Origin of the sequence: Streptomyces sp. NPDC029044, from assembly GCF_040637495.1 — a bacterium.
Taxonomy (GTDB): Bacteria; Actinomycetota; Actinomycetes; order Streptomycetales; family Streptomycetaceae; genus Streptomyces.
In genome coordinates this window covers 80,819-99,003 of sequence record NZ_JBEZWN010000017.1, presented here as the reverse complement: position 1 = coordinate 99,003, position 18,185 = coordinate 80,819, and the positions used below count along the sequence as shown (strand labels likewise).

General features: G+C 72.5%; 21 protein-coding genes and 1 pseudogene. 7 read left to right on the top strand and 15 right to left on the bottom strand.

Features of this window, described 5'->3' with window-relative positions; all coding sequences use genetic code 11:
- From AB0E85_RS16885 to sigE, 3 genes and pseudogenes are all read right to left on the bottom strand, one after another.
- Positions 1-808 (bottom strand): annotated as a pseudogene (locus AB0E85_RS16885) (protease); the annotation flags it as partial.
- A gap of 131 nt (positions 809-939) precedes the next feature.
- Positions 940-1,980: a zf-HC2 domain-containing protein gene (locus tag AB0E85_RS16880; protein ID WP_361927293.1), complete on the bottom strand. Its 1,041-nt coding sequence runs from the start codon at positions 1,978-1,980 to the stop codon at positions 940-942.
- The gene (gene sigE, locus AB0E85_RS16875; RefSeq protein WP_033311073.1) at positions 1,977-2,678 is read right to left on the bottom strand and encodes an RNA polymerase sigma factor SigE; all 702 of its coding nucleotides are present in this window, start codon (positions 2,676-2,678) and stop codon (positions 1,977-1,979) included. Before sigE ends, AB0E85_RS16880 begins: the two co-directional genes overlap by 4 nt.
- 246 nt (positions 2,679-2,924) lie before the next feature.
- Here sigE and AB0E85_RS16870 point away from each other — a divergent pair, with 246 nt between their 5' ends.
- Entirely contained in the window at positions 2,925-3,623 is a 699-nt protein-coding gene (locus AB0E85_RS16870) for an O-methyltransferase (protein WP_269465895.1), read from the top strand.
- A gap of 118 nt (positions 3,624-3,741) precedes the next feature.
- Here AB0E85_RS16870 and AB0E85_RS16865 read toward each other — a convergent pair whose 3' ends face one another.
- Together AB0E85_RS16865 and AB0E85_RS16860 are read right to left on the bottom strand one after the other, a co-directional pair.
- On the bottom strand, positions 3,742-3,909 hold the full coding sequence (locus AB0E85_RS16865; protein ID WP_003966491.1) for a DUF3117 domain-containing protein: 168 nt from the start codon (positions 3,907-3,909) through the stop codon (positions 3,742-3,744).
- Between the two features lie 154 nt (positions 3,910-4,063).
- A complete protein-coding gene (locus AB0E85_RS16860; RefSeq protein ID WP_361927290.1) occupies positions 4,064-4,228 on the bottom strand; it encodes a hypothetical protein in 165 nt (54 codons plus the stop codon).
- A gap of 65 nt (positions 4,229-4,293) precedes the next feature.
- On the opposite strand from AB0E85_RS16860, the gene AB0E85_RS16855 reads away from it, so the two are divergent.
- Positions 4,294-5,097, top strand: coding sequence for an enoyl-CoA hydratase-related protein (locus AB0E85_RS16855; RefSeq protein ID WP_361927287.1), 804 nt, complete (start codon positions 4,294-4,296; stop codon positions 5,095-5,097).
- Positions 5,098-5,115: 18 nt separating this feature from the next.
- Here AB0E85_RS16855 and AB0E85_RS16850 read toward each other — a convergent pair whose 3' ends face one another.
- Positions 5,116-5,703: a DNA-3-methyladenine glycosylase I gene (locus tag AB0E85_RS16850; protein ID WP_361927285.1), complete on the bottom strand. Its 588-nt coding sequence runs from the start codon at positions 5,701-5,703 to the stop codon at positions 5,116-5,118.
- Positions 5,700-6,086 (bottom strand): DivIVA domain-containing protein, encoded by a 387-nt coding sequence (locus AB0E85_RS16845; protein ID WP_361927282.1) that lies wholly within the window; start codon positions 6,084-6,086, stop codon positions 5,700-5,702. The genes AB0E85_RS16850 and AB0E85_RS16845 overlap by 4 nt, the downstream gene beginning before the upstream one ends.
- Positions 6,087-6,230: 144 nt before the next feature.
- On the opposite strand from AB0E85_RS16845, the gene folP reads away from it, so the two are divergent.
- Positions 6,231-7,091, top strand: a complete 861-nt coding sequence (gene folP, locus AB0E85_RS16840) for a dihydropteroate synthase (RefSeq protein ID WP_361927279.1) — start codon at positions 6,231-6,233, stop codon at positions 7,089-7,091.
- 95 nt (positions 7,092-7,186) lie between these two features.
- Here folP and AB0E85_RS16835 read toward each other — a convergent pair whose 3' ends face one another.
- Positions 7,187-7,945, bottom strand: a complete 759-nt coding sequence (locus AB0E85_RS16835) for a TIGR00730 family Rossman fold protein (protein WP_361927276.1) — start codon at positions 7,943-7,945, stop codon at positions 7,187-7,189.
- A 119-nt stretch (positions 7,946-8,064) separates the two neighbouring features.
- Positions 8,065-9,144, bottom strand: a complete 1,080-nt coding sequence (gene dapE / locus AB0E85_RS16830; protein ID WP_361927273.1) for a succinyl-diaminopimelate desuccinylase — start codon at positions 9,142-9,144, stop codon at positions 8,065-8,067.
- A 145-nt stretch (positions 9,145-9,289) separates the two neighbouring features.
- Here dapE and AB0E85_RS16825 point away from each other — a divergent pair, with 145 nt between their 5' ends.
- Both AB0E85_RS16825 and AB0E85_RS16820 read left to right on the top strand, forming a co-directional pair.
- Positions 9,290-10,210 (top strand): heavy metal transporter, encoded by a 921-nt coding sequence (locus AB0E85_RS16825; protein WP_361927270.1) that lies wholly within the window; start codon positions 9,290-9,292, stop codon positions 10,208-10,210.
- Between the two features lie 347 nt (positions 10,211-10,557).
- Positions 10,558-11,004: an ATP-binding protein gene (locus tag AB0E85_RS16820; RefSeq protein ID WP_361927268.1), complete on the top strand. Its 447-nt coding sequence runs from the start codon at positions 10,558-10,560 to the stop codon at positions 11,002-11,004.
- Positions 11,005-11,074: 70 nt separating this feature from the next.
- Here AB0E85_RS16820 and AB0E85_RS16815 read toward each other — a convergent pair whose 3' ends face one another.
- Positions 11,075-12,166, bottom strand: coding sequence for a bifunctional succinyldiaminopimelate transaminase/glutamate-prephenate aminotransferase (locus AB0E85_RS16815; protein WP_361927265.1), 1,092 nt, complete (start codon positions 12,164-12,166; stop codon positions 11,075-11,077).
- Positions 12,167-12,287: 121 nt separating this feature from the next.
- Positions 12,288-12,608: a ferredoxin gene (fdxA, locus tag AB0E85_RS16810; protein ID WP_003973842.1), complete on the bottom strand. Its 321-nt coding sequence runs from the start codon at positions 12,606-12,608 to the stop codon at positions 12,288-12,290.
- Between the two features lie 140 nt (positions 12,609-12,748).
- Here fdxA and AB0E85_RS16805 point away from each other — a divergent pair, with 140 nt between their 5' ends.
- Together AB0E85_RS16805 and AB0E85_RS16800 are read left to right on the top strand one after the other, a co-directional pair.
- Positions 12,749-13,765 (top strand): GNAT family N-acetyltransferase, encoded by a 1,017-nt coding sequence (locus AB0E85_RS16805; protein ID WP_361927262.1) that lies wholly within the window; start codon positions 12,749-12,751, stop codon positions 13,763-13,765.
- Between the two features lie 30 nt (positions 13,766-13,795).
- The gene (locus AB0E85_RS16800) at positions 13,796-14,647 is read left to right on the top strand and encodes a transglutaminase-like domain-containing protein (RefSeq protein ID WP_361927260.1); all 852 of its coding nucleotides are present in this window, start codon (positions 13,796-13,798) and stop codon (positions 14,645-14,647) included.
- A gap of 82 nt (positions 14,648-14,729) precedes the next feature.
- Here the strand turns inward: AB0E85_RS16800 and AB0E85_RS16795 are convergent, their stop codons facing one another.
- Genes AB0E85_RS16795 through AB0E85_RS16780 form a run of 4 tightly spaced genes read right to left on the bottom strand, consistent with a single transcriptional unit; the run spans position 14,730 to position 18,152 of the window.
- Positions 14,730-15,344 (bottom strand): response regulator transcription factor, encoded by a 615-nt coding sequence (locus tag AB0E85_RS16795; RefSeq protein ID WP_361927257.1) that lies wholly within the window; start codon positions 15,342-15,344, stop codon positions 14,730-14,732.
- On the bottom strand, positions 15,341-16,507 hold the full coding sequence (locus AB0E85_RS16790; RefSeq protein WP_361927255.1) for a sensor histidine kinase: 1,167 nt from the start codon (positions 16,505-16,507) through the stop codon (positions 15,341-15,343). Before AB0E85_RS16790 ends, AB0E85_RS16795 begins: the two co-directional genes overlap by 4 nt.
- Positions 16,504-17,244 (bottom strand): ABC transporter permease, encoded by a 741-nt coding sequence (locus tag AB0E85_RS16785; protein ID WP_361927252.1) that lies wholly within the window; start codon positions 17,242-17,244, stop codon positions 16,504-16,506. The genes AB0E85_RS16790 and AB0E85_RS16785 overlap by 4 nt, the downstream gene beginning before the upstream one ends.
- Complete coding sequence (locus AB0E85_RS16780) at positions 17,241-18,152, bottom strand: ABC transporter ATP-binding protein (RefSeq protein WP_361927250.1); 912 nt, start codon at positions 18,150-18,152, stop codon at positions 17,241-17,243. Before AB0E85_RS16780 ends, AB0E85_RS16785 begins: the two co-directional genes overlap by 4 nt.
- Between the last annotated feature and the right edge of the window lie 33 nt (positions 18,153-18,185).

The window sequence follows — 18,185 nt, the reverse complement described above, 5'->3', positions numbered from 1 at the left end:
CGCCGGCGGACGGCGGCCTCTCCGTCGGCACGGGCGATGCAGGCCCGTGATCGCCGGCGGACGGCGGCCTCTCCGTCGGCACGGGCGATGCAGGCCCGTGATCGCCGGCGGACGGCGGCCTCTCCGTCGGCACGGGCGATGCAGGCCCATGATCGCCGGCGGACGGCGGCCTCTCCGTCGGCACGGGCGAGGGAACGCCCGAGGGCGGGGCAGGAGGGGTGGTGGCGTGTCCCGGCGGCGCGGCGGGGGCGCCCGGCACGGTCGGCTGCTGCCCCGGTATCGCCACGCCCTGCGCGGGAGTCCTCGCCGGGTGCTGCACGGGAGGCGCGGGCGCCCAGGGGCCGGGTTCGCCGTAGGGCGGGGTGCTGTAGGGGTCGGGGTCGTGCAACGGCCTGGGAGCGCCCTGGGGCGGTCCGGCGGACGGGACGGAGGCGGCGGGGGCGTCCTGGCCGCCGGGCGCCCGGGCGGCGGGGACCGAGGCAACCGCCTCTCGGGCGGCCTGGCCGGGGGCGGTCTCCCTCGCGCCGGGTGCCGGTGCGACAGGCTTCTCCAAACCTCCGGCCGGCCCCCCGGACGGAACCGCCTCGGGGCGCCTCAACTCGTAGTCGCCGTCCTCGGCGGGGCGAGCCACCGACCGCGCCAGTTCGAAGTCCCCGTCGGTGCCGGTCGGCGCCGCCGCGGCCGTCACCGGCCCGTGCGCGCCCGGGTCCTGCTCGACGGCCCCGTCCGTACCCTCCGGCTCTTCCGCAAGCTCCTGCGGCCGTGGACGGCTCCACCACTTCGCTTTCGTGGGCTTCCCCTCGTTCATGCTCTCCCCACAGCCGCGGCACGGCTCGTCGCCGTGGCCGCGGTTCGTCGAATCGGCGCCCGGCCACACCTCGGCCGTGGGCGACAACCCCCGGATTCAATCAGGTTCGCGGGCCGGTGCGCAGAGGCCGGTCAGCGAGCCGTACGTGAGGAGGCGGGGGACGTCGGGGACGAGGCCGCCTCCGGGAGGGGCTCGGCGAACAGGGGGGCCGTGATCTGGGGGACCGTGGACCACGAGGTCAGGGCGGCGGGCGTGGCCGCTTCGAGCGGACGTATCAGCGGGGACATGGCGGCCGCACCGGCCATCACCGGGGCGGTCAGCGCGTGCAGCGCGTGGTGCCGGACGGTGGACGGCACTCCGGGCAGCAGCGGCGCGGACACCTCGGTCGGGGCGACCGGGCCGTGCCCGAGCACGTCCTGGCCGTGCGCCTGCCCGAGCAGCGGCGCCGTCCGGCGGCGCTGGGACTCGGTCGGGGTCGCAGGGCCGGTGCCCTGGGTGCGCATCGGGGTCACGTTGCTGCCCGAACCCTGGCCGCCGCGGGCCTCCGTGTCGGCCGGGGTGACGGTGGAGACGCCACCCAGCGCGATCGCGGCCAGGGAGACGGCACCGGCGGCGACGAACGCGAACCGCAGCCGCGACGATGACCGTTCGGTGTCGGGCCGGCCGACCTCGTGAATGCGGAACCCCTTCCCCGAGGGCAGGCCCCGGTGGTCCGGGGGCAGAGCACCGCCGTCGGAGGGCAGGCTCGGGCTTCCCGGGGAGGCGGGAAGGCCGGGCAGGTGCGGCCGGGACGGGGCGTACCCGAACTCGAACCGCTCGCCGCGCTTCACTCCGAACGCACCGGACGATCCGAACCGGCCGGACAGTCCTCCGGGCAGCCCTCCTCCGCCCGGCGGTGTGAGATCACCGTCCGGGCCGCCGCCCGCGGGTAGTCCCTGCAGGCGGGCCAGGAAGCTCTCGGAGGGGGGCGGCGGGGCCGCCTCGGCGAAGACGTTCTTCAGCCGGCGCTGGGCGTCCACCTCCGCCTTGCACTTCGGGCAGGTGGCCACGTGCGCCAGTACGCGCTCACGCGCGTCATGACCGAGCTCTCCGTCCACCAGGGCGGAGAGTCGGTCTCCCAGATGCTGCTCTGCAAGGTGACCCTCGGAGGCTTTCGGCCGAGATCCGCTCACGCGCTCGCGCCCCCTCCTCCCAGGGCGGGAACACGGGGCACGAAGGAGCGGCGCTCGGCACGGGCCTCCGGAGAGCGGTGCGCAAGGGCCTTGCGCAGCTGGGAGCGGCCGCGGTGGATCCGCGAGCGGACCGTCCCGAGCTTGACGCCGAGGGTCGCGGCGATCTCCTCGTACGACAGTCCCTCGATGTCGCACAGGACGACCGCGGCGCGGAACTCGGGGGCGAGGGTGTCGAGGGCCTGCTGGACGTCCGCGTCGAAGTGCGCGTCGTTGAAAACCTGCTGCGGCGTGGGCTCCTTGCTGGGCAGCCGCTCGGCCGCGTCCTCGCCGAGCGCGTCGAAACGGATGCGCTGCTTGCGGCGGACCATGTCCAGGAACAGGTTCGTGGTGATGCGGTGCAGCCAGCCCTCGAAGGTGCCCGGCGTGTACGTCGACAGGGAGCGGAAGACGCGGACGAAGACCTCCTGCGTGAGGTCCTCCGCGTCGTGCTGGTTGCCGGTCAGACGGTAGGCGAGCCGGTAGACCCGGCCGCTGTGCGTGCTGACGATCTCCTCCCACGTGGGCGGAGTCCACGCCTGCCCGTCCGCGTCGGTGGTGAAGGTCGCGGTCTGGGCGAAGTCAGCGGCGTGACTGTGGTCAGCAGCGGTGTCGTTCACGGATGTCGGCCTGCCCGCCGATCCGAGGAAGCGCCGGAGCACTCCTCCGCGATCCACAGGCGCAGCCGCACCTCCCCTGTCAGCTCTGGTGGTGTCCAGTGGAGCCCCTACCATAGCCACCTCGCCCGTTAGGACCGGATAAGCGGTTTTACGAGAATTTGATCTGGGCTGATACGCCTCGTACTGCTGCGTCGGCACGTGTACGACGTCCTGCTTCGCGTCCTGATCCACCGCCCGCCCCCCGTCCCGGCCCGCGCCACTTGCTCATCCCTTTAAACGACCGGTCCCATCTGCGGGTTCCCGTGCCCAACGGATACAGTCACGCCCAGGCATTCACGGGGACAGGAGAGGGTCATTACCGGCAACCGGCAGACGAGCTGGGCGTTCGCCGACGCCTATGTCGCCGAGGACGAAGCGCTGCACTGGGCCCGGGACCGGGCCCGTGAGGCAGGGCTGCGCTCGGTGACGCCCGGCACGGGCGCCGCGCTGCGGTTGCTGGCCGCGTCCGTCGACGCGAAGGCCGTGGCGGAGATCGGGACCGGCTGCGGAGTCTCCGGCATCCACCTCCTGCACGGTATGCGGCCCGACGGTGTTCTGACGACCGTGGACCCGGAGCCGGAGCACCAGCAGTTCGCCCGCCAGGCCTTCCGTGCCTGCGGCTTCGCCAGCAACCGGGCCCGCTTCATCCCGGGCCGCGCCCTGGACGTGCTGCCCCGCCTCGCGGACGCCGGTTATGACCTGGTCTTCTGCGACGGTGATCGCCTGGAGGTCATGGACTACCTCGCTGAATCGTTGCGTCTGCTGCGCACCGGCGGGCTGGTCGTTTTCGAGGGCGCCTTCGCGAACGGCCGCACGGTGGACTCCGGTCCGCAGCCCACGGAGGTGCTGCGGCTGCGCGAGCTGCTGCGTGCGGTGCGCGAGAGCCAGGAGCTGGTGCCGTCACTGCTGCCGGTGGGCGACGGGCTGCTGTGCGCGGTGAAACGCTGACCGGATGACACGTTAGCGGAGCCTGAGCGGGGGCAGGCGAGTGTCATCGGTGAGAAAACAGCCGCCCCGGCATCACGGGTGATGCCGGGGCAACTGAAAGGGTATGGTCGCTTGCGCGTCAGCCGACGACCTTCTTGAGGGCGTCGCCCAGCGCGTCGGCCTCGTCCGGGGTCAGCTCGACGACGAGCCGACCGCCGCCTTCGAGCGGAACGCGCATGACGATGCCCCGCCCCTCCTTGGTCACCTCGAGCGGGCCATCACCCGTCCGCGGCTTCATGGCCGCCATGCTCGTTCCCCTTCCTGAAACCCAGCTCATCGTCAAAGCCGACGGCCCCTGAGAAGGGCACACGTGCGGTTCCTTGTGGCAGGACACGCGACACCGGCATCGAACACATTGCTTCCAAGCCATTATCCCGCATCTCAGGACCCGATGACCAACATCAGTAGGCATCGCTTGGGCAACGCACGCGAGCAAAACCACTCAATTCGGCGATGAAACTGCGATACTCCGCCGCCGCACACACATCCGCCGAACCGATCCGGACGAGAATTGTTTGACGCAGGTCACACGTCCGGTCCGGTTCCCCGTCCGCGATCTCCGTCATGCTGTCCTGCAGACCCGGGACGTACCGGCCGGTACGTCCCCATCCGCGACCCGGAGGGGATACGCATGACCGACACCGTGCTCTACGAGGTGAGCGACGGACTCGCGACGATCACGCTGAACCGCCCGGAGGCGATGAACGCGCTGAACGTGGCGGCCAAGGTCGCCCTGCGGGAGGCGGTCGAGTCGGCGGCGGGTGACGGCGCCGTACGCGCGGTGCTGCTGACGGCCGCAGGTGACCGGGCGTTCTGCGTCGGACAGGACCTCAAGGAGCACATCGGGCTGCTGGTCCAGGACCGGGAGACCGGCTCCCGGCAGACCATGAACACGGTCCGGGAGCACTACAACCCGATCGTGCGGGCGCTGGCCGGGGCGGCCAAGCCCGTCGTCGCCGCGGTGAACGGGGTGGCGGCCGGGGCGGGCTTCGGCTTCGCGCTCGCCGCTGACTACCGGATCGTGGCGGACACGGCGGCGTTCAACACCTCGTTCGCCGGGGTGGCGCTGACCGCCGACTCGGGGATCTCCTGGACGCTGCCGCGGGTGATCGGCCCGGGCCGGGCCGCCGACCTGCTGCTCTTCCCGCGGAGCATCAGCGCGCAGGAGGCGTACGAGCTGGGCATCGCCAACCGGCTGGTGCCGGCGGGTGACCTGCGGGCGGAGGCCGAGAAGGTGGCGCGGGCGCTGGCCGAGGGCCCGACGGTGGCGTACGCGGCGCTGAAGGAGTCGGTGGCGTTCGGGCTGACGCACTCCTTGGAGGAGGCCCTGGAGAAGGAGGACGAGCTCCAGACCCGGGCCGGCTCCTCCGAGGATCACGCGATCGCCGTGCAGGCCTTCGTCAACAAGGAGAAGCCGAAGTACCTGGGGCGCTAGAGCTCGTCCCGCGCCCCCCTACGCGCCCCTCCTGGCGACGCAGGTCTCCAGGTGATCGTCCACCAGACCGCACGCCTGCATCAGCGCGTACGCCGTCGTCGGGCCCACGAAGCGCAGGCCCCGCTTCTTCAGGGCCTTGGACAGGGCCGTCGACTCGGGGGTGACGGGCGGGACGTCGGAGAGGGTCTTCGGGGTTGGGCGACCGGCCGGGTCGGGGGCGTGGGACCAGATCAGCGCGTCCAGTTCGCCCGGGGACCACTCCGTCAGCGCCCGCGCGTTGGCGAGGGTCGCGTCGATCTTGCCGCGGTTGCGGATGATGCCGGCGTCGGCCAGGAGGCGCTCGCGGTCGTCGTCGGTGAAGGCGGCGACCGAAGCGATCTTGAAGTCGGCGAAGGCGGCGCGGAAGCCGGGGCGGCGGCGCAGGATCGTGATCCAGGACAGGCCGGACTGGAAGGCCTCCAGGCTGAGGCGCTCGAAGAGCGCGTCGTCGCCGTGGACCGGGCGGCCCCACTCCTCGTCGTGGTACGCCACGTACTCCGGGGCGGACAGGGCCCAGGGGCAGCGCAGCGCGCCGTCCGGGCCGGCCAGGGCGGCGCCGTCGCTCACGGCCGGTCCTCCTTGCCGGGGGCGGGCTTGTCCATGGACACGTGGTTCTCCCCGGACGCGCGCACCGATCCGTGGCCGGAGGACCGGGCTCCGGCGAGGGCCGACTCCAGATCGGCGATGCGGGCGTCGCGCTCGGCGAGCTCGGCACCCAGGCGGCTGAGGGCGTCGTCCACGTCCGCCATGCGGTAGCCGCGGGCGGCGAGCGGGAAGCGCAGGCCCTCCACGTCCGCGCGGCCGACCGGGCGGTCCGGGGGCAGCGGGTCCCGCAGCCGCTCGGGGGCGGCCTCGGGCAGCGGACCGTTCTCGCCGCCGCCCACCACGGCCAGCGTCACCGCGGCGACCACGACGGCGAGCGCGACGACCAGGAACAGGAACATAACCATCGCGGGGCCCCCACGGTCGGATGGATCGGACTCTTCGGAAGTCCTCCGAGTCGGATGTTGTCAGGCTCCGATCGTGCCATGAGCGTCCGGCGGTTAGGGTCGCAGGCGGCGGAAGACGGGACGTACCAGGAAAGGTCACAGGGGATGCTCAGGCTGGGCAGGCGGGAATTCGGGACGCACGAGCCGGTGATCATGGCGATCGTGAACCGCACCCCGGACTCCTTCTACGACCGGGGCGCCACCTTCCGCGACGAGCCCGCCCTCGCGCGCGTGGAGCAGGCCGTGGCCGAGGGCGCCGCGATCATCGACATCGGCGGGGTCAAGGCCGGTCCGGGCGAGGAGGTCACGGCCGAGGAGGAGGCCCGCCGGACGGTGGGATTCGTGGCGGAGGTGCGGCGGCGGTTCCCGGACGTGGTCATCAGCGTGGACACCTGGCGGGCCGAGGTCGGCGAGGCGGTCTGCGAGGCCGGGGCCGATCTGTTGAACGACGCGTGGGGCGGGGTCGATCCGGGGCTGGCGGAGGTCGCCGCGCGTCATCGGGTGGGGCTGGTGTGCACCCACGCCGGCGGAGCGGAGCCTCGGACCCGGCCGCACCGGATCGAGTACGACGACGTCATGGCGGACATCCTGGGCGTGACGGTCGGGCTGGCCGAGCGGGCGCTCGCGCTGGGGGTGCCGCGGGAGTCGATCATGATCGACCCGGGGCATGACTTCGGGAAGAACACGCGCCACAGCCTGGAGGCGACGCGGCGGCTCGACGAGATGGTCGCCACGGGGTGGCCGGTGCTGGTGTCGCTGTCCAACAAGGACTTCGTGGGCGAGACGCTGGACCGGCCGGTGAAGGAACGGGTCGTGGGGACGCTGGCGACGACGGCGGTGTCCGCGTGGCTGGGGGCGCGGGTGTACCGGGTGCACGAGGTCGCCGAGACGCGGCAGGTGCTGGAGATGGTCTCGGCGATCGCGGGGCATCGGGGTCCTGCCGTCGCCCGGCGCGGGCTGGCCTGACCGAGGTACCAGGGGGCTCAGCCCCCTGGACCCCCGGACCTATGCCCACCCGCCACCCGAATCGGTCGGACGGAAGGCTGGGCTCGACAAGCCCCTCAGCGCCCCGCCTCCTTCGACACCAACGCCACCGCCTCGTCCACGTCGTCCGTCACGTGGAACAGCAGCAGGTCCTTCTCCGCCGCCTTGCCCTGGGCGATCACCGTGTCGCGGAGCCAGTCGACCAGGCCGCCCCAGTAGTCGCTGCCGAAGAGGACGATCGGGAAGCGCGTGACCTTCTGGGTCTGGACCAGCGTGAGGGCCTCGAAGAGTTCGTCGAGGGTGCCGAGGCCGCCGGGCAGGACGACGAAGCCCTGGGCGTACTTGACGAACATCATTTTCCGGACGAAGAAGTAGCGGAAGTTCAGGCCGATGTCGACGTACGGGTTCAGTCCCTGCTCGAACGGCAGCTCGATGCCGAGGCCGACCGAGACGCCCTTGGCCTCCAGGGCGCCCTTGTTGGCCGCCTCCATCGCGCCCGGGCCACCGCCCGTGATGACCGCGAAGCCGGCGTCCACCAGGCCCCGCCCCAGCCGGACCCCCGCCTCGTACTCGGGTGAGTCGGCAGGCGTCCGGGCCGAACCGAACACGCTGATCGCGGGCGGCAGTTCGGCGAGCGTGCCGAAGCCCTCGATGAACTCCGACTGGATGCGCAGCACGCGCCAGGGGTCGGTGTGGACCCAGTCGGAGGGCGCCCGCTCGTCCAGCAGCCGCTGGTCGGTGGTGCTGGCCTGCACCTGGTCCCGCCTCTGGAGGACCGGGCCCAGGCGCTTTTCCTCCGGCGGCTGCTTCTTCCCCTCGGGGTTGCCGGTCGCCATGTGCGCTCCCTCCGTCGTGCCTGTCTTTCCACCTCAGCGTAGATCTACGCGGGTTACGAACGAGGGACGTGAGCATGTCCGCGATGGAGCGCCGTAAACACGACGGCGTCCCGGTGGGGTCAGGCGGTCAGCCAGTTCCGCAGGCGCTCCTCGCCCGCGAGGATCTTGGCGATCTCCACGCGCTCGTCCCGCTTGTGCGCCAAGTGGGGGTTCCCGGGGCCGTAGTTGACCGCCGGGACGCCGAGCGCGGAGAAGCGGGAGACGTCCGTCCAGCCGTACTTCGGCATCGGGGTGCCGCCGACCGCTTCGATGAACGCCTTGGCCGCCGGGTGGGACAGTCCGGGCATCGCCGCGCCGCTGTGGTCGACGACCTCGAACTCCTCCACCCCGCAGTCCGCGAAGACCTCACGGACGTGGGCGACCGCCTCCTCGGGCGTGCGGTCGGGCGCGTAGCGGAAGTTGACGGTGACGACGCACTCGTCGGGGATGACGTTGCCGGCCACTCCCCCGCCGATGCCGACCGCGTTCAGCCCCTCGCGGTACCCCAGGCCGTCGATGACCGGCCAGCGGGGTTCGTAGGAGGCCAGGCGGGCGAGGATCGGGGCGGCGGCGTGGATCGCGTTGGAGCCCATCCAGCCGCGTGCCGAGTGGGCCCGCTCGCCCGTGGTCTTCAGCAGCACCCGCAGGGTGCCCTGGCAGCCGCCCTCGACCTGGCCGTCCGACGGCTCCAGGAGCACCGCGAAATCGCCCTCCAGCCACTCGGGGTGCGCCTCGGAGACGTGCTTGAGGCCGTTCAGCTCGGCGGCGACCTCCTCGTTGTCGTAGAAGACGAAGGTCAGGTCGCGATTGGGAGCCGGGACCGTGGCCGCGATGCGCAGCTGCACGGCGACGCCGGACTTCATGTCACACGTGCCGCAGCCCCACAGGACGCCGTCCTCGTCGAGCCGGGACGGGACGTTGTCCGCGATCGGCACGGTGTCGATGTGCCCGGCCAGGATCACCCGCTCCGAACAGCCCAGGCTCGTGCGGGCCACGACGTTGTTGCCGTACCGGTCGACCGTCAGGTGGGGCAGGGCGCGCAGCGCGGTCTCGATCGCGTCGGCGAGGGGCTTCTCGGTGCCGCTCTCGGAACGGAAGTCGACGAGCCGGGCGGTGAGCTCCGCGGCGTCCAGCGTGAGGTCAAGCGAGGTGTCGGCCATGCCGTCGACCCTAACGCGCCAGACCCCGGCCTCACTCTCCACACCCGGCACATGCCACTCCGTACTCTCCAGTACCTTGTACGGCGTGCCAGAGCAGTCCTCTCCCAAGCGCCGTGGCCGCCTATTCCGATGCGGAGCCGCCCTCGTGGCCCTGCTCGCGGTCGTCGGGTACCTCGTCGTGCAGTACGTCACCGGGGGCTCGGGCGGACCGGGCTGCAAGGTCGTCTCCGGCAGGGGCGACGGGGCGACGTACCGGTTCACGCCCGAGCAGGCGGTCAACGCCGCCACCATCACCGCCGTGGGAACCGCGCGTGGTCTGCCCGAGCGGGCCGTGACCATCGCGCTCGCGACCGCGCTGCAGGAGTCGGCCCTGCGCAACATCAAGCACGGCGACCGGGACTCCCTCGGCCTGTTCCAGCAGCGGCCCTCGCAGGGCTGGGGCACGCCGAAGGAGATCATGGACCCGACGTACTCGGCCGGTGAGTTCTACGACCACCTGGTCAAGGTGCCCGGCTACACCCGGCTGCCGCTCACCGTCGCGGCACAGCGCGTGCAGCGCAGCGGCTTCCCGCAGGCCTACGCCAAGCACGAGCCGGACGCCGCACTGCTCGCCGCGGCCCTCACCGGGCAGTCCGCGGCCACGCTGACCTGCGAGGGCCGCCCGGCCGCGACCCGGGCCTCGGGCCCGAGCGGGGTGCGTGCCGCGCTGGTGCGCGACTTCGGACGGGACGTGCTGGAGCCGGCCGGCGCCACGGTGGGCGGCTCCCCGGCGGCCACGCCGACGCCCTCCCCGAGCGGGTCGGACGGCTCCGGCGGACGCACCGTGACGCTCCCGGTGAGCGCCGACACGCCCTCCGCCGGCGGGCGGAGCCTGGACCAGCGCGGCTGGCAGCTGGCGCACTGGGCCGTGGCCAACGCCTCCGAGCTGCACATCGCCCGGGTCACCTACGCGGGGCGGGAGTGGGTCGCCGGGAACACCGCGAGCCAGTGGCGGGAGCCCTCGGCGAAGGGCACCGCGGGCGCGGAACGGGACACGGACGCGGTCCGTATCGTCACGATGCGCTAGATCGCGCAGGGGTGCGGGAACTCACCCCGTGGGGTTACCCGCGCGCCCCTGCGGCGACGGTGTGCGCAGGTTTTCGCCCCCTCACCCGGGCCGCCGCGAGAACCCTTGGGAACACAGGGCTGGAAGGATTCGGCGGAGGTGCGCGACCAGGCCTCTTTGACCGTTTTTATCCGCAGCCGATAATGCGACGCATTACCAACTCTTTACGTTGCGCTGCCGCAACCTTCGCGGGCTTCGAGCGGTAGTCACTGCGTCCGAGCCGGGGTGATCCACAGCCGGTCGATCAACTGCCGGACCCGGTCGGACACTTCACGAAGCTCATTGTTCTCTCCCGTCGAAGGAGCACCATGTCCCTCCCCCTGACCCGCCGGATCGCCCGTGCCGCGCTGATCGTCGCTGCGGGAGCGGCTGCCGGGGTCGGTGCGGCCGGCTCCGCCAGCGCGGCCCCCGAGCTGCCCGCCACCCCGAACCTCGGCGGCCTGACCGCCGTGGACGGGGCCAACGTCGGCAACACCGTCGACGGCGCGGCTCAGAACGTCACCGAGTCCGCGGGTGACACCGGCGGCAAGACCGTCAAGAAGGCGGTGCCGGCCGCGGGCAAGACCGGTGGCCAGACGGTCAAGAAGACCACGCCCGTGGCGCAGAAGGCGGCCGGTGACGCGGCGGGCTCCGCCGGGCAGCTGGTCGGTGACACGGCCGGTTCGGCCAAGGGCGGTCTGCCCACGGACTCCCTGACCAAGGGTGGCGTGCCGTCCGCGGACTCCCTGCCGGTGAAGAGCCTGCCGGTCGGCTGACGCAGCCGCGTTGTGACGTCGAAGGGGCCCGGGGAGCTTCCCCGGGCCCCTTCGGTGTGCTCGGCCGCGGTCACAGCCGCTGTACGGCCGCCGCCACCCTCTCGTCCGTCGCCGTCAGCGCCACCCGGACGAACTCGGCACCGGCCGGGCCGTAGAAGTCGCCCGGAGCCACGAGGATGCCCCGCTTGGCGAGGTGGTCGACCGTGTCCCAGCAGGATTCGCCCCGGGTGGCCCACAGGTAGAGGCTGGCCTCGCTGTGCTCGATGCGGAAGCCGTGGGTGACCAGGGCCTCGCGCAGCAGCTCGCGGCGGGAGACGTAGCGCTCGCGCTGGACACGGACGTGGTCGTCGTCGCCGAGGGCCGCGATCACCGCCGCCTGCGTCGGAGCCGACGTCATCATGCCGCCGTGCTTGCGGATCTCCAGCAGCGGGCCGAGGACCGCCGGGTCACCCGCCAGGAAGGCCGCGCGGTAGCCGGCGAGGTTCGAGCGCTTGGAGAGCGAGTGGACGGAGACGATGCCGTCGTAGGAGCCGCCGTTGACGTCCGGGTGCAGCACCGAGACCGGGTCGGCCTCCCAGCCCAGCTCCAGGTAGCACTCGTCGGAGAAGAGCAGGACGCCGTGCGAGCGGGCCCAGGCGACGATCCGGGTCAGCTCCTCCTTGGACAGCACCTTGCCCGTGGGGTTGGACGGGGAGTTCAGCCAGAGCAGCTTCAGGCCCTCGGGGTCCAGCTCCGTCGGGTCGTCGTAGGCCTCGTGCTCGGCGCGGGCCAGGCGGGCGCCGACCTCGTACGTCGGGTAGGCCAGGCGCGGGTGGGCCACCCGGTCGCCGGGGCCGAGGCCCAGCTGGGTGGGGAGCCAGGCGACGAGTTCCTTGGAGCCGACGATCGGCAGCACGTGGCGGTGGGTGACCTCCCGGGCGCCGAGGCGGCGCTCGACCCAGCCGGTGATCGCGTCGCGCAGTTCGGGCGTACCCCAGACGGTCGGATAGCCCGGCGAGTCGGCCGCGGCCACCAGCGCCTTCTGGATCAGCTCGGGTACCGGGTCGACCGGGGTGCCGACGGACAGGTCGACGATGCCGTCCGGATGGGCGGCGGCCGTGGCCTTGTACGGGGTCAGCTTGTCCCAGGGGAAGGTGGGCAGGCGGTCGGAGACTGCGGACACGGGTTCTGGCTCACTTTCTCGTACGTACGAGCCGGTTACGGCAAACGCCTCGGCCCCGTACGGCGATCAGCGGGCTGATCGGGCCGTACGGGACCGAGGCGGCACGGAGTGCGGGCCGCTCTTACTGGTTCTGCGGCGGCAGCGCGGCGACGAAGGGGTGGTCGCGCTCGATCAGCCCCAGCTTGCTGGCTCCGCCGGGCGAACCGAGCTCGTCGAAGAACTCGACGTTCGCCTTGTAGTAGTCCTTCCACTCCTCGGGAGTGTCGTCCTCGTAGAAGATCGCCTCGACCGGGCAGACCGGCTCACAGGCACCACAGTCGACGCATTCGTCCGGGTGGATGTACAAGGACCGCTGGCCCTCGTAGATGCAGTCGACCGGGCACTCCTCGATGCACGCCTTGTCCTTGACGTCGACACAAGGCTGCGCGATGACGTAGGTCACGCTGTCGTTCCTCCTCGATAGGGCGCTGGCGGGCCTCCTCAGGCTCCGCCGCCTGGCGCGCGGGAGCGCGGCGTCGTCGATGCCCGCCCCTAGTATCTCCGTTCTTGGGCATGATCCGAACAGGAGGGGTGAACTGACCTGTGGAAATCTCTGCCGCCGGGCGCCTCGAGGTCCGCATCACCGCTGCTGACGTGGGCAAACGGGTCTCCGTCCGGAGCTTGATCGAACATGGTCCCCCGGGTGAGAAGTTCACCGATACGGTCGGTGTTCTCACATCATGGGACAACGGTGTGCTGCTGATCACACGCAAGAGCGGCGAGAGTGTCCGTATCGCGGAATCCGCGCTGGTCGCGGGCAAGGCCGTGCCCGCGGCACCGGCGCGTCGCCGCGGTCCGGCCGCCTCGTACGAGGAGCTGGCCCGGGTCGCCGCGCGGGCCTGGCGGCCCGTGGAGAGCGAGCGGCTCGGCGCGTGGGAGCTGCGGGCCGCGTCCGGGTTCACGCGGCGGGCCAACTCGGTGCTGCCGCTGGGCGCGCCTGGCCTGCCCCTGGACGAGGCCCTGGACGCCGTGCGGCGGTGGTACGGCGAGCGCGGGCTGCCCGCCTACGTCCAGACCGCGACCGGCGCCGAGGGGACGCAGGAACTGCTCTGCGCGGAGCTGGAGCGGCGGGGCTGGGTGCGGGAGGTGACCGCCGAGCTGTGGACCGGGCCGCTGGCGCCGGTCGCCGACCGGGGTGACCCGGCGGGCGTCGCGCTGTCCCGGGAGGCCGGTGAGGGGTGGCTGGCCCGGTACCAGCGCAAGGGCGTGAGCGAGGTGGCGCTGCGGGTGCTCCGGGGCGGGCCGTCGGTGTGGTTCGCGACCGTTCCCGGGGCGACCGAGGGGGCGCCTCCGGCCGCCATCGGGCGGTGCGTCGTCGACGGCCGGTGGGCCGGGTTCGCCGCCGTCGAGGTCGATCCGGCGCTGCGGCGGCAGGGGCTCGGCACGGCCGTGATGGCCGCGCTCGCCCGGCGGGCGCTCGACGAGGGGGCGTCGGCCGCGTGGCTCCAGGTCGAGGCCGACAACGCGGGAGCGCGGGCGCTGTACGCCCCGATGGGCTTCACCGCGCACCACGCCTACCACCATTACCGGGCGCCGGACGCCCACGGCACCGGCCGGTAACCGATCGTCGTGAGAGGGCACGAGCCAGATATGCGTCCCCCGTACCCCCCGTCCCCCGAACGGTCCGCCGAGCTGCGGCGGCGGTTCGCCGAAGAGGCCCGGTCCGAGCGGCCCGATCTGTCGACGCTGTGCCTGCTGGTGGGCGCGGAGGCGGACCGGGAGCTGGACGAGGCGGGTCTGGACGCCGCGCAGGTCGAGCTGGACCGGCTGGCCGGGCTGCTGCCGTTCCGGCCCGGGGGACCGCGCGCGTGGGCGGTGGCCCTGCGCGAGCTGCTCGGTGAGCGGATGGGGTTCCACGGGACCCCCGGCGACTACCAGCGCTTGGAGTCCTCGCTGCTGCACGAGGTGCTGGTGCGCCGCAGGGGGCTGCCGATCCTGTTGTCCGTGGTGTGGATGGAGGTGGCCCGGCGGGCCGGGGCGCCGGTGTACGGGGTGGCCCTGCCGGGGCATTTCGTGGTCGGGTTCGGGCCCGACGAGGGGCAGGTGCTGGCGGATCCGTTCGACGGTGGGCGGGTGCTGTCGGGAGCGGACGCCGAGTTGATGGTGGTCGGGGCGACGGGGAGGGGGGTCGACCCGTCGATGCTGCGGCCGGCCGATCCGCTGGATGTGGTGCTGCGGATCCTGAACAACGTGCGGGCGTGGGCCGCGGCCCGTCCCGAGCGGTCGGACGTGGCGTTGTGGGCGGTCGAGTTGTCGTTGCTGCTGCCCTCGCATCCGGCGCGGTTGCGGTACGAGCGGGCGCAGTTGCTCGTGCGGCGGGGGGAGTTCCTGGGCGGGGCCTCGGAGCTGGAGGCCTACGCGGAGGTCGTCTCGGCGGTGGATGAGGGGGCCGCGGAGCGGGTGCGGGGGGAGGCCTTGGCGGCCAGGGCGATGTTGAACTGACCTCTCGCCGTAGGGCTGCGCGTGGTGTGCGTGTGCGGGCTCGTCGTGGTTGATCGCGCAGTTCCCCGCGCCCCTGAGAGCTTTACAACCAGCCCTTTTCACGTGCTGTCCGGATCGCCTCCGCGCGGTTTCTCACGGCCAGCTTCTGGATGGCTGTGCTGAGGTAGTTGCGGACCGTGCCCTGGGAGAGGTGCAGGGACGCTGCCAGTTCGGCGTTGGTGGAGCCGTCGGCGGCGGCCCGGAGGACCTCGCGCTCCCGGTCCGTCAGCGGGTTGGCGCCGTCCGCGAGGGCCGCTGCCGCGAGGGTGGGGTCGATGACCCGTTCGCCGGTGAGGACCTTGCGGACCGCCTCGGCGAGCTGGGCGGCGGGAGCGTCCTTGACCAGAAAGGCGTCGGCGCCGGACTCCATGGCGCTGCGGAGGTATCCGGGGCGGCCGAAGGTGGTGAGGACGACCAGCTTCACGGCCGGGAGTTCGGCGTGCAGCCGGGCCGCGGCCTCGATGCCCGTCAGGCCGGGCATCTCGATGTCCAGGAGGGCCACGTCGACCGCGTGTTCGCGGGCCGCCCGCAGGACCTCGTCGCCGCGGGCCACCTGGGCGACGACCTCGATGTCCTCCTCCAGGCCGAGCAGGGCGGCCAGGGCCTCGCGGACCATCGACTGGTCCTCGGCGAGCAGGACCTTGATCGTGCGGCTCATGCCGGGGATCCTACGTCCGCCGCTCCGGCCGTCGGCACGCGGGCGACCAGGCGGAAGCCGTGCTTGAGCGGGCCCGCCTCCAGGGTGCCGCCGGCCTTGGTGAGGCGTTCGGTGAGGCCCGCGAGGCCGTTTCCGTGGCCGGCGTCCGGGCCGCCCGAGCCGTTGTCCTCGACGGTGAGTTCCAGCACCGGTCCGTCGAGGGTCTGGCGGCGCAGCAGCTCGACCGTGCAGCGGCGGGCACCGCTGTGCCGCACGACGTTGGTGACCGCTTCGCGCAATGCCCAGGCGAGGGCGGACTCGCTCTCCTCGGGAACTCCGTCGAGGCCGGGCTCGGCGGGCAGTTCGGCGGTGACGCCGGCCGCGGCCAGGGCGGCCCGGGCACCGGCGAGTTCGGCGTGCAGGCGGGGGCGGCGGTAGCCGGTGACGGCCTCGCGTACGTCGACCAGGGCCTGGCGGCTGACCTGCTCGATGTCGGCGACCTGCTGGGCCGCCTGGTCGGGCCGGCCGGGCAGCATGCGCCCGGCCAGCTCGCTCTTCAGCGTGATCAGGGACAGGGAGTGGCCGAGCAGGTCGTGCAGGTCCCGGGCCAGGCGCAGGCGCTCCTCGTTGGCGGCGAGCTGGGCGACGGTGGCGCGGGCCTCGCGCAGCGCGATGGTGGTCCGCACGAGTTCGCGTACGCCGGTCATCGCGAAGCCGCCGAGCAGGGCCGGGATGAGGAGGCCGGCCAGGTAGGCCATTCCGTCGTGCGTCGCGAGCGCCACCGTGGTCAGCAGCGCGCAGGCGGCCGGGATCGTCCAGCGGGCCATGCGCAGGGGCAGGGCCGCCCCGGAGGCGATGGAGACGTACACGAACAGCACCAGCCACTCGCGGCCCAGGGTCAGGGCGAGGAGCGTGGACTGGGCCGCGAGGACCCCGAGCGAGGCGAGCACCAGGGTGTTGCGCTCTCCCCGGCCGGTACGGAAGACCAGCAGCATGTACCAGGTGACGAACGCGGCCAGGCCGATCCAGCCGAGGGTCGTCACGCCCGTGCTGTGGCCGCCGTGCAGCAGGTCGGTGACGGGCGCGCTCAGGTAGACCAGCCAGATGCCGGTCCACAGCGACTTCACCGCCCGCTGCCGGCGGTTCACCGGGCGCTGCCCCATGCCGAATCCGACGCCGCTCACGCCTTCAGGGTGTCCTTCCGGTACAGCCAGGCAGCGCCGCCCGCGAACAGGACGAACGACACCACCAGGACGGCGAGGTCCTGGACGTGCGGGGCACGGCTCTGCTCGATGGCCCGCCCGAGTGCAGCGTACGCGTGCGTGGGCAGCCACTTCGCGATGTCCTGGAGCCAGTCCGGGAAGCTCGTCGTGGGCATCCACAGGCCGCCCAGCATGGACAGGCCGAAGTAGGTGATCATCGTGATCGGGCGGACCGCGTCCCCACTGGCCAGGTAGCCGATGGCGACGCCGAGCGCCGCGAAGACGAAACTGCCGGCCCAGATCGCGCCGGTGAGGGCGAGCCACTGCCAGGCAGCCAGACGTACGTCCTTCACCGCCGCGGCGACGGCGAAGACGATGACGATGGACGGCAGGCTGACGACGGCGGCGCTCGCGGTCTTGGCGAGGACGTAGCCGCGGCCCGGCAGGGTGGTGAGGCGCAGCTGGCGCACCCAGCCGCCCTCGCGTTCCTTGGCGATGCGCTCGCTGTTGCCCATGAGGACGGCGGTGAGGGCGCCGAAGGACGCCATGGAGACCATCATGTAGGTCGGGACGGTCAGGCCGGTGCCGGGGATCTTCGTGGTGCTGTCGGCGTTGCCCGCGATGAGCAGGAACAGCACCGACGGGTAGATCACGGAGAAGAAGAGGAACTTGCGGTTGCGCAGGGCGCGGGTGAGTTCCAGCCTGATCAGCGTGTTCACCGGGACTTCGCCTCCTCGGCGGTGGTGATGGCGACGAAGGCCTGCTCCAGGCCGAGCCCGGCGACTTCGAGGTTGCGGGGGTAGACGCCGAGGCCGTACAGGGCGTGGACGGTCGCGTCGGCGTCGGAGGACTGGATGCGCACGGTCCGGCCGGAGATGTCGATCCCGGTCAGGAACGGCAGGGCGCGCAGGGCGGGTTCGTCGATGGCGCCCGTGACGTCGAAGGAAACCCGGCGGGCGCCCGCCTTGGCCTTGATCTCGGCGGCCGTGCCGTCGGCGAGGAGCCGGCCGCGGTGCAGCACGAGGACCCGGTCGGCGACGGCGTCGGCCTCTTCGAGGTAGTGGGTGGCGAAGAGCACGGTCCGGCCCTGGTCGGCCTGTTCGCGCATGGTGGCCCAGAATGCCTGGCGCGTGGTGACGTCCATGCCGGTGGTGGGCTCGTCCAGCACGATGAGGTCGCTGTCGCCCGCGGTGGCCAGGGCGAAACGGACGCGCTGGGCCTGGCCGCCGGAGAGCTTGTCGACCTTGCGGTCGGCGATCTGGGCGACGCCCGCGCGCGCCAGGACCTCGGAGGGGCGGTACGGCTTCGGGTGCAGGTCGCAGGCGAGCCGCACCAGTTCGGCGACCGTGACCTCGTCCATGAGGCCGCCGCTCTGCAGCATGGCGCCCACACGCCCGGCGACGATGGCGTCCCGGGGGCTGGTGCCGAAGAGACGGACCGTGCCGCTGTCGGGCCTCTTGAGGCCGAGCAGCAGATCGAGGGTGGTGGACTTGCCGGCACCGTTGGGACCGAGCAGCGCCACGGTCTGACCGGGGCTGAGACCGAGGGTCAGTCCGTCCACGGCCCGGACGGCGTCGTATGCCTTGCTCACCTGGTCGAACTCGACCACCGGGGCTGTCGTTGTCATACGGCCATGGTGGCTTCGGGGGTGCCGGCGGGG

Coding starts and splice junctions, on each gene's coding strand:
- AB0E85_RS16865 (WP_003966491.1), bottom strand. CDS start 3,909: ATGGCGGCCATGAAGCCGCGGACGGGTGATGGCCCGCTCGAGGTGACC.
- AB0E85_RS16860 (WP_361927290.1), bottom strand. CDS start 4,228: ATGACGGAGATCGCGGACGGGGAACCGGACCGGACGTGTGACCTGCGT.
- AB0E85_RS16855 (WP_361927287.1), top strand. CDS start 4,294: ATGACCGACACCGTGCTCTACGAGGTGAGCGACGGACTCGCGACGATC.
- AB0E85_RS16845 (WP_361927282.1), bottom strand. CDS start 6,086: ATGGTTATGTTCCTGTTCCTGGTCGTCGCGCTCGCCGTCGTGGTCGCC.
- folP (WP_361927279.1), top strand. CDS start 6,231: ATGCTCAGGCTGGGCAGGCGGGAATTCGGGACGCACGAGCCGGTGATC.
- AB0E85_RS16835 (WP_361927276.1), bottom strand. CDS start 7,945: ATGGCGACCGGCAACCCCGAGGGGAAGAAGCAGCCGCCGGAGGAAAAG.
- dapE (WP_361927273.1), bottom strand. CDS start 9,144: ATGGCCGACACCTCGCTTGACCTCACGCTGGACGCCGCGGAGCTCACC.
- AB0E85_RS16820 (WP_361927268.1), top strand. CDS start 10,558: ATGTCCCTCCCCCTGACCCGCCGGATCGCCCGTGCCGCGCTGATCGTC.
- AB0E85_RS16800 (WP_361927260.1), top strand. CDS start 13,796: ATGCGTCCCCCGTACCCCCCGTCCCCCGAACGGTCCGCCGAGCTGCGG.
- AB0E85_RS16795 (WP_361927257.1), bottom strand. CDS start 15,344: ATGAGCCGCACGATCAAGGTCCTGCTCGCCGAGGACCAGTCGATGGTC.
- AB0E85_RS16780 (WP_361927250.1), bottom strand. CDS start 18,152: ATGACAACGACAGCCCCGGTGGTCGAGTTCGACCAGGTGAGCAAGGCA.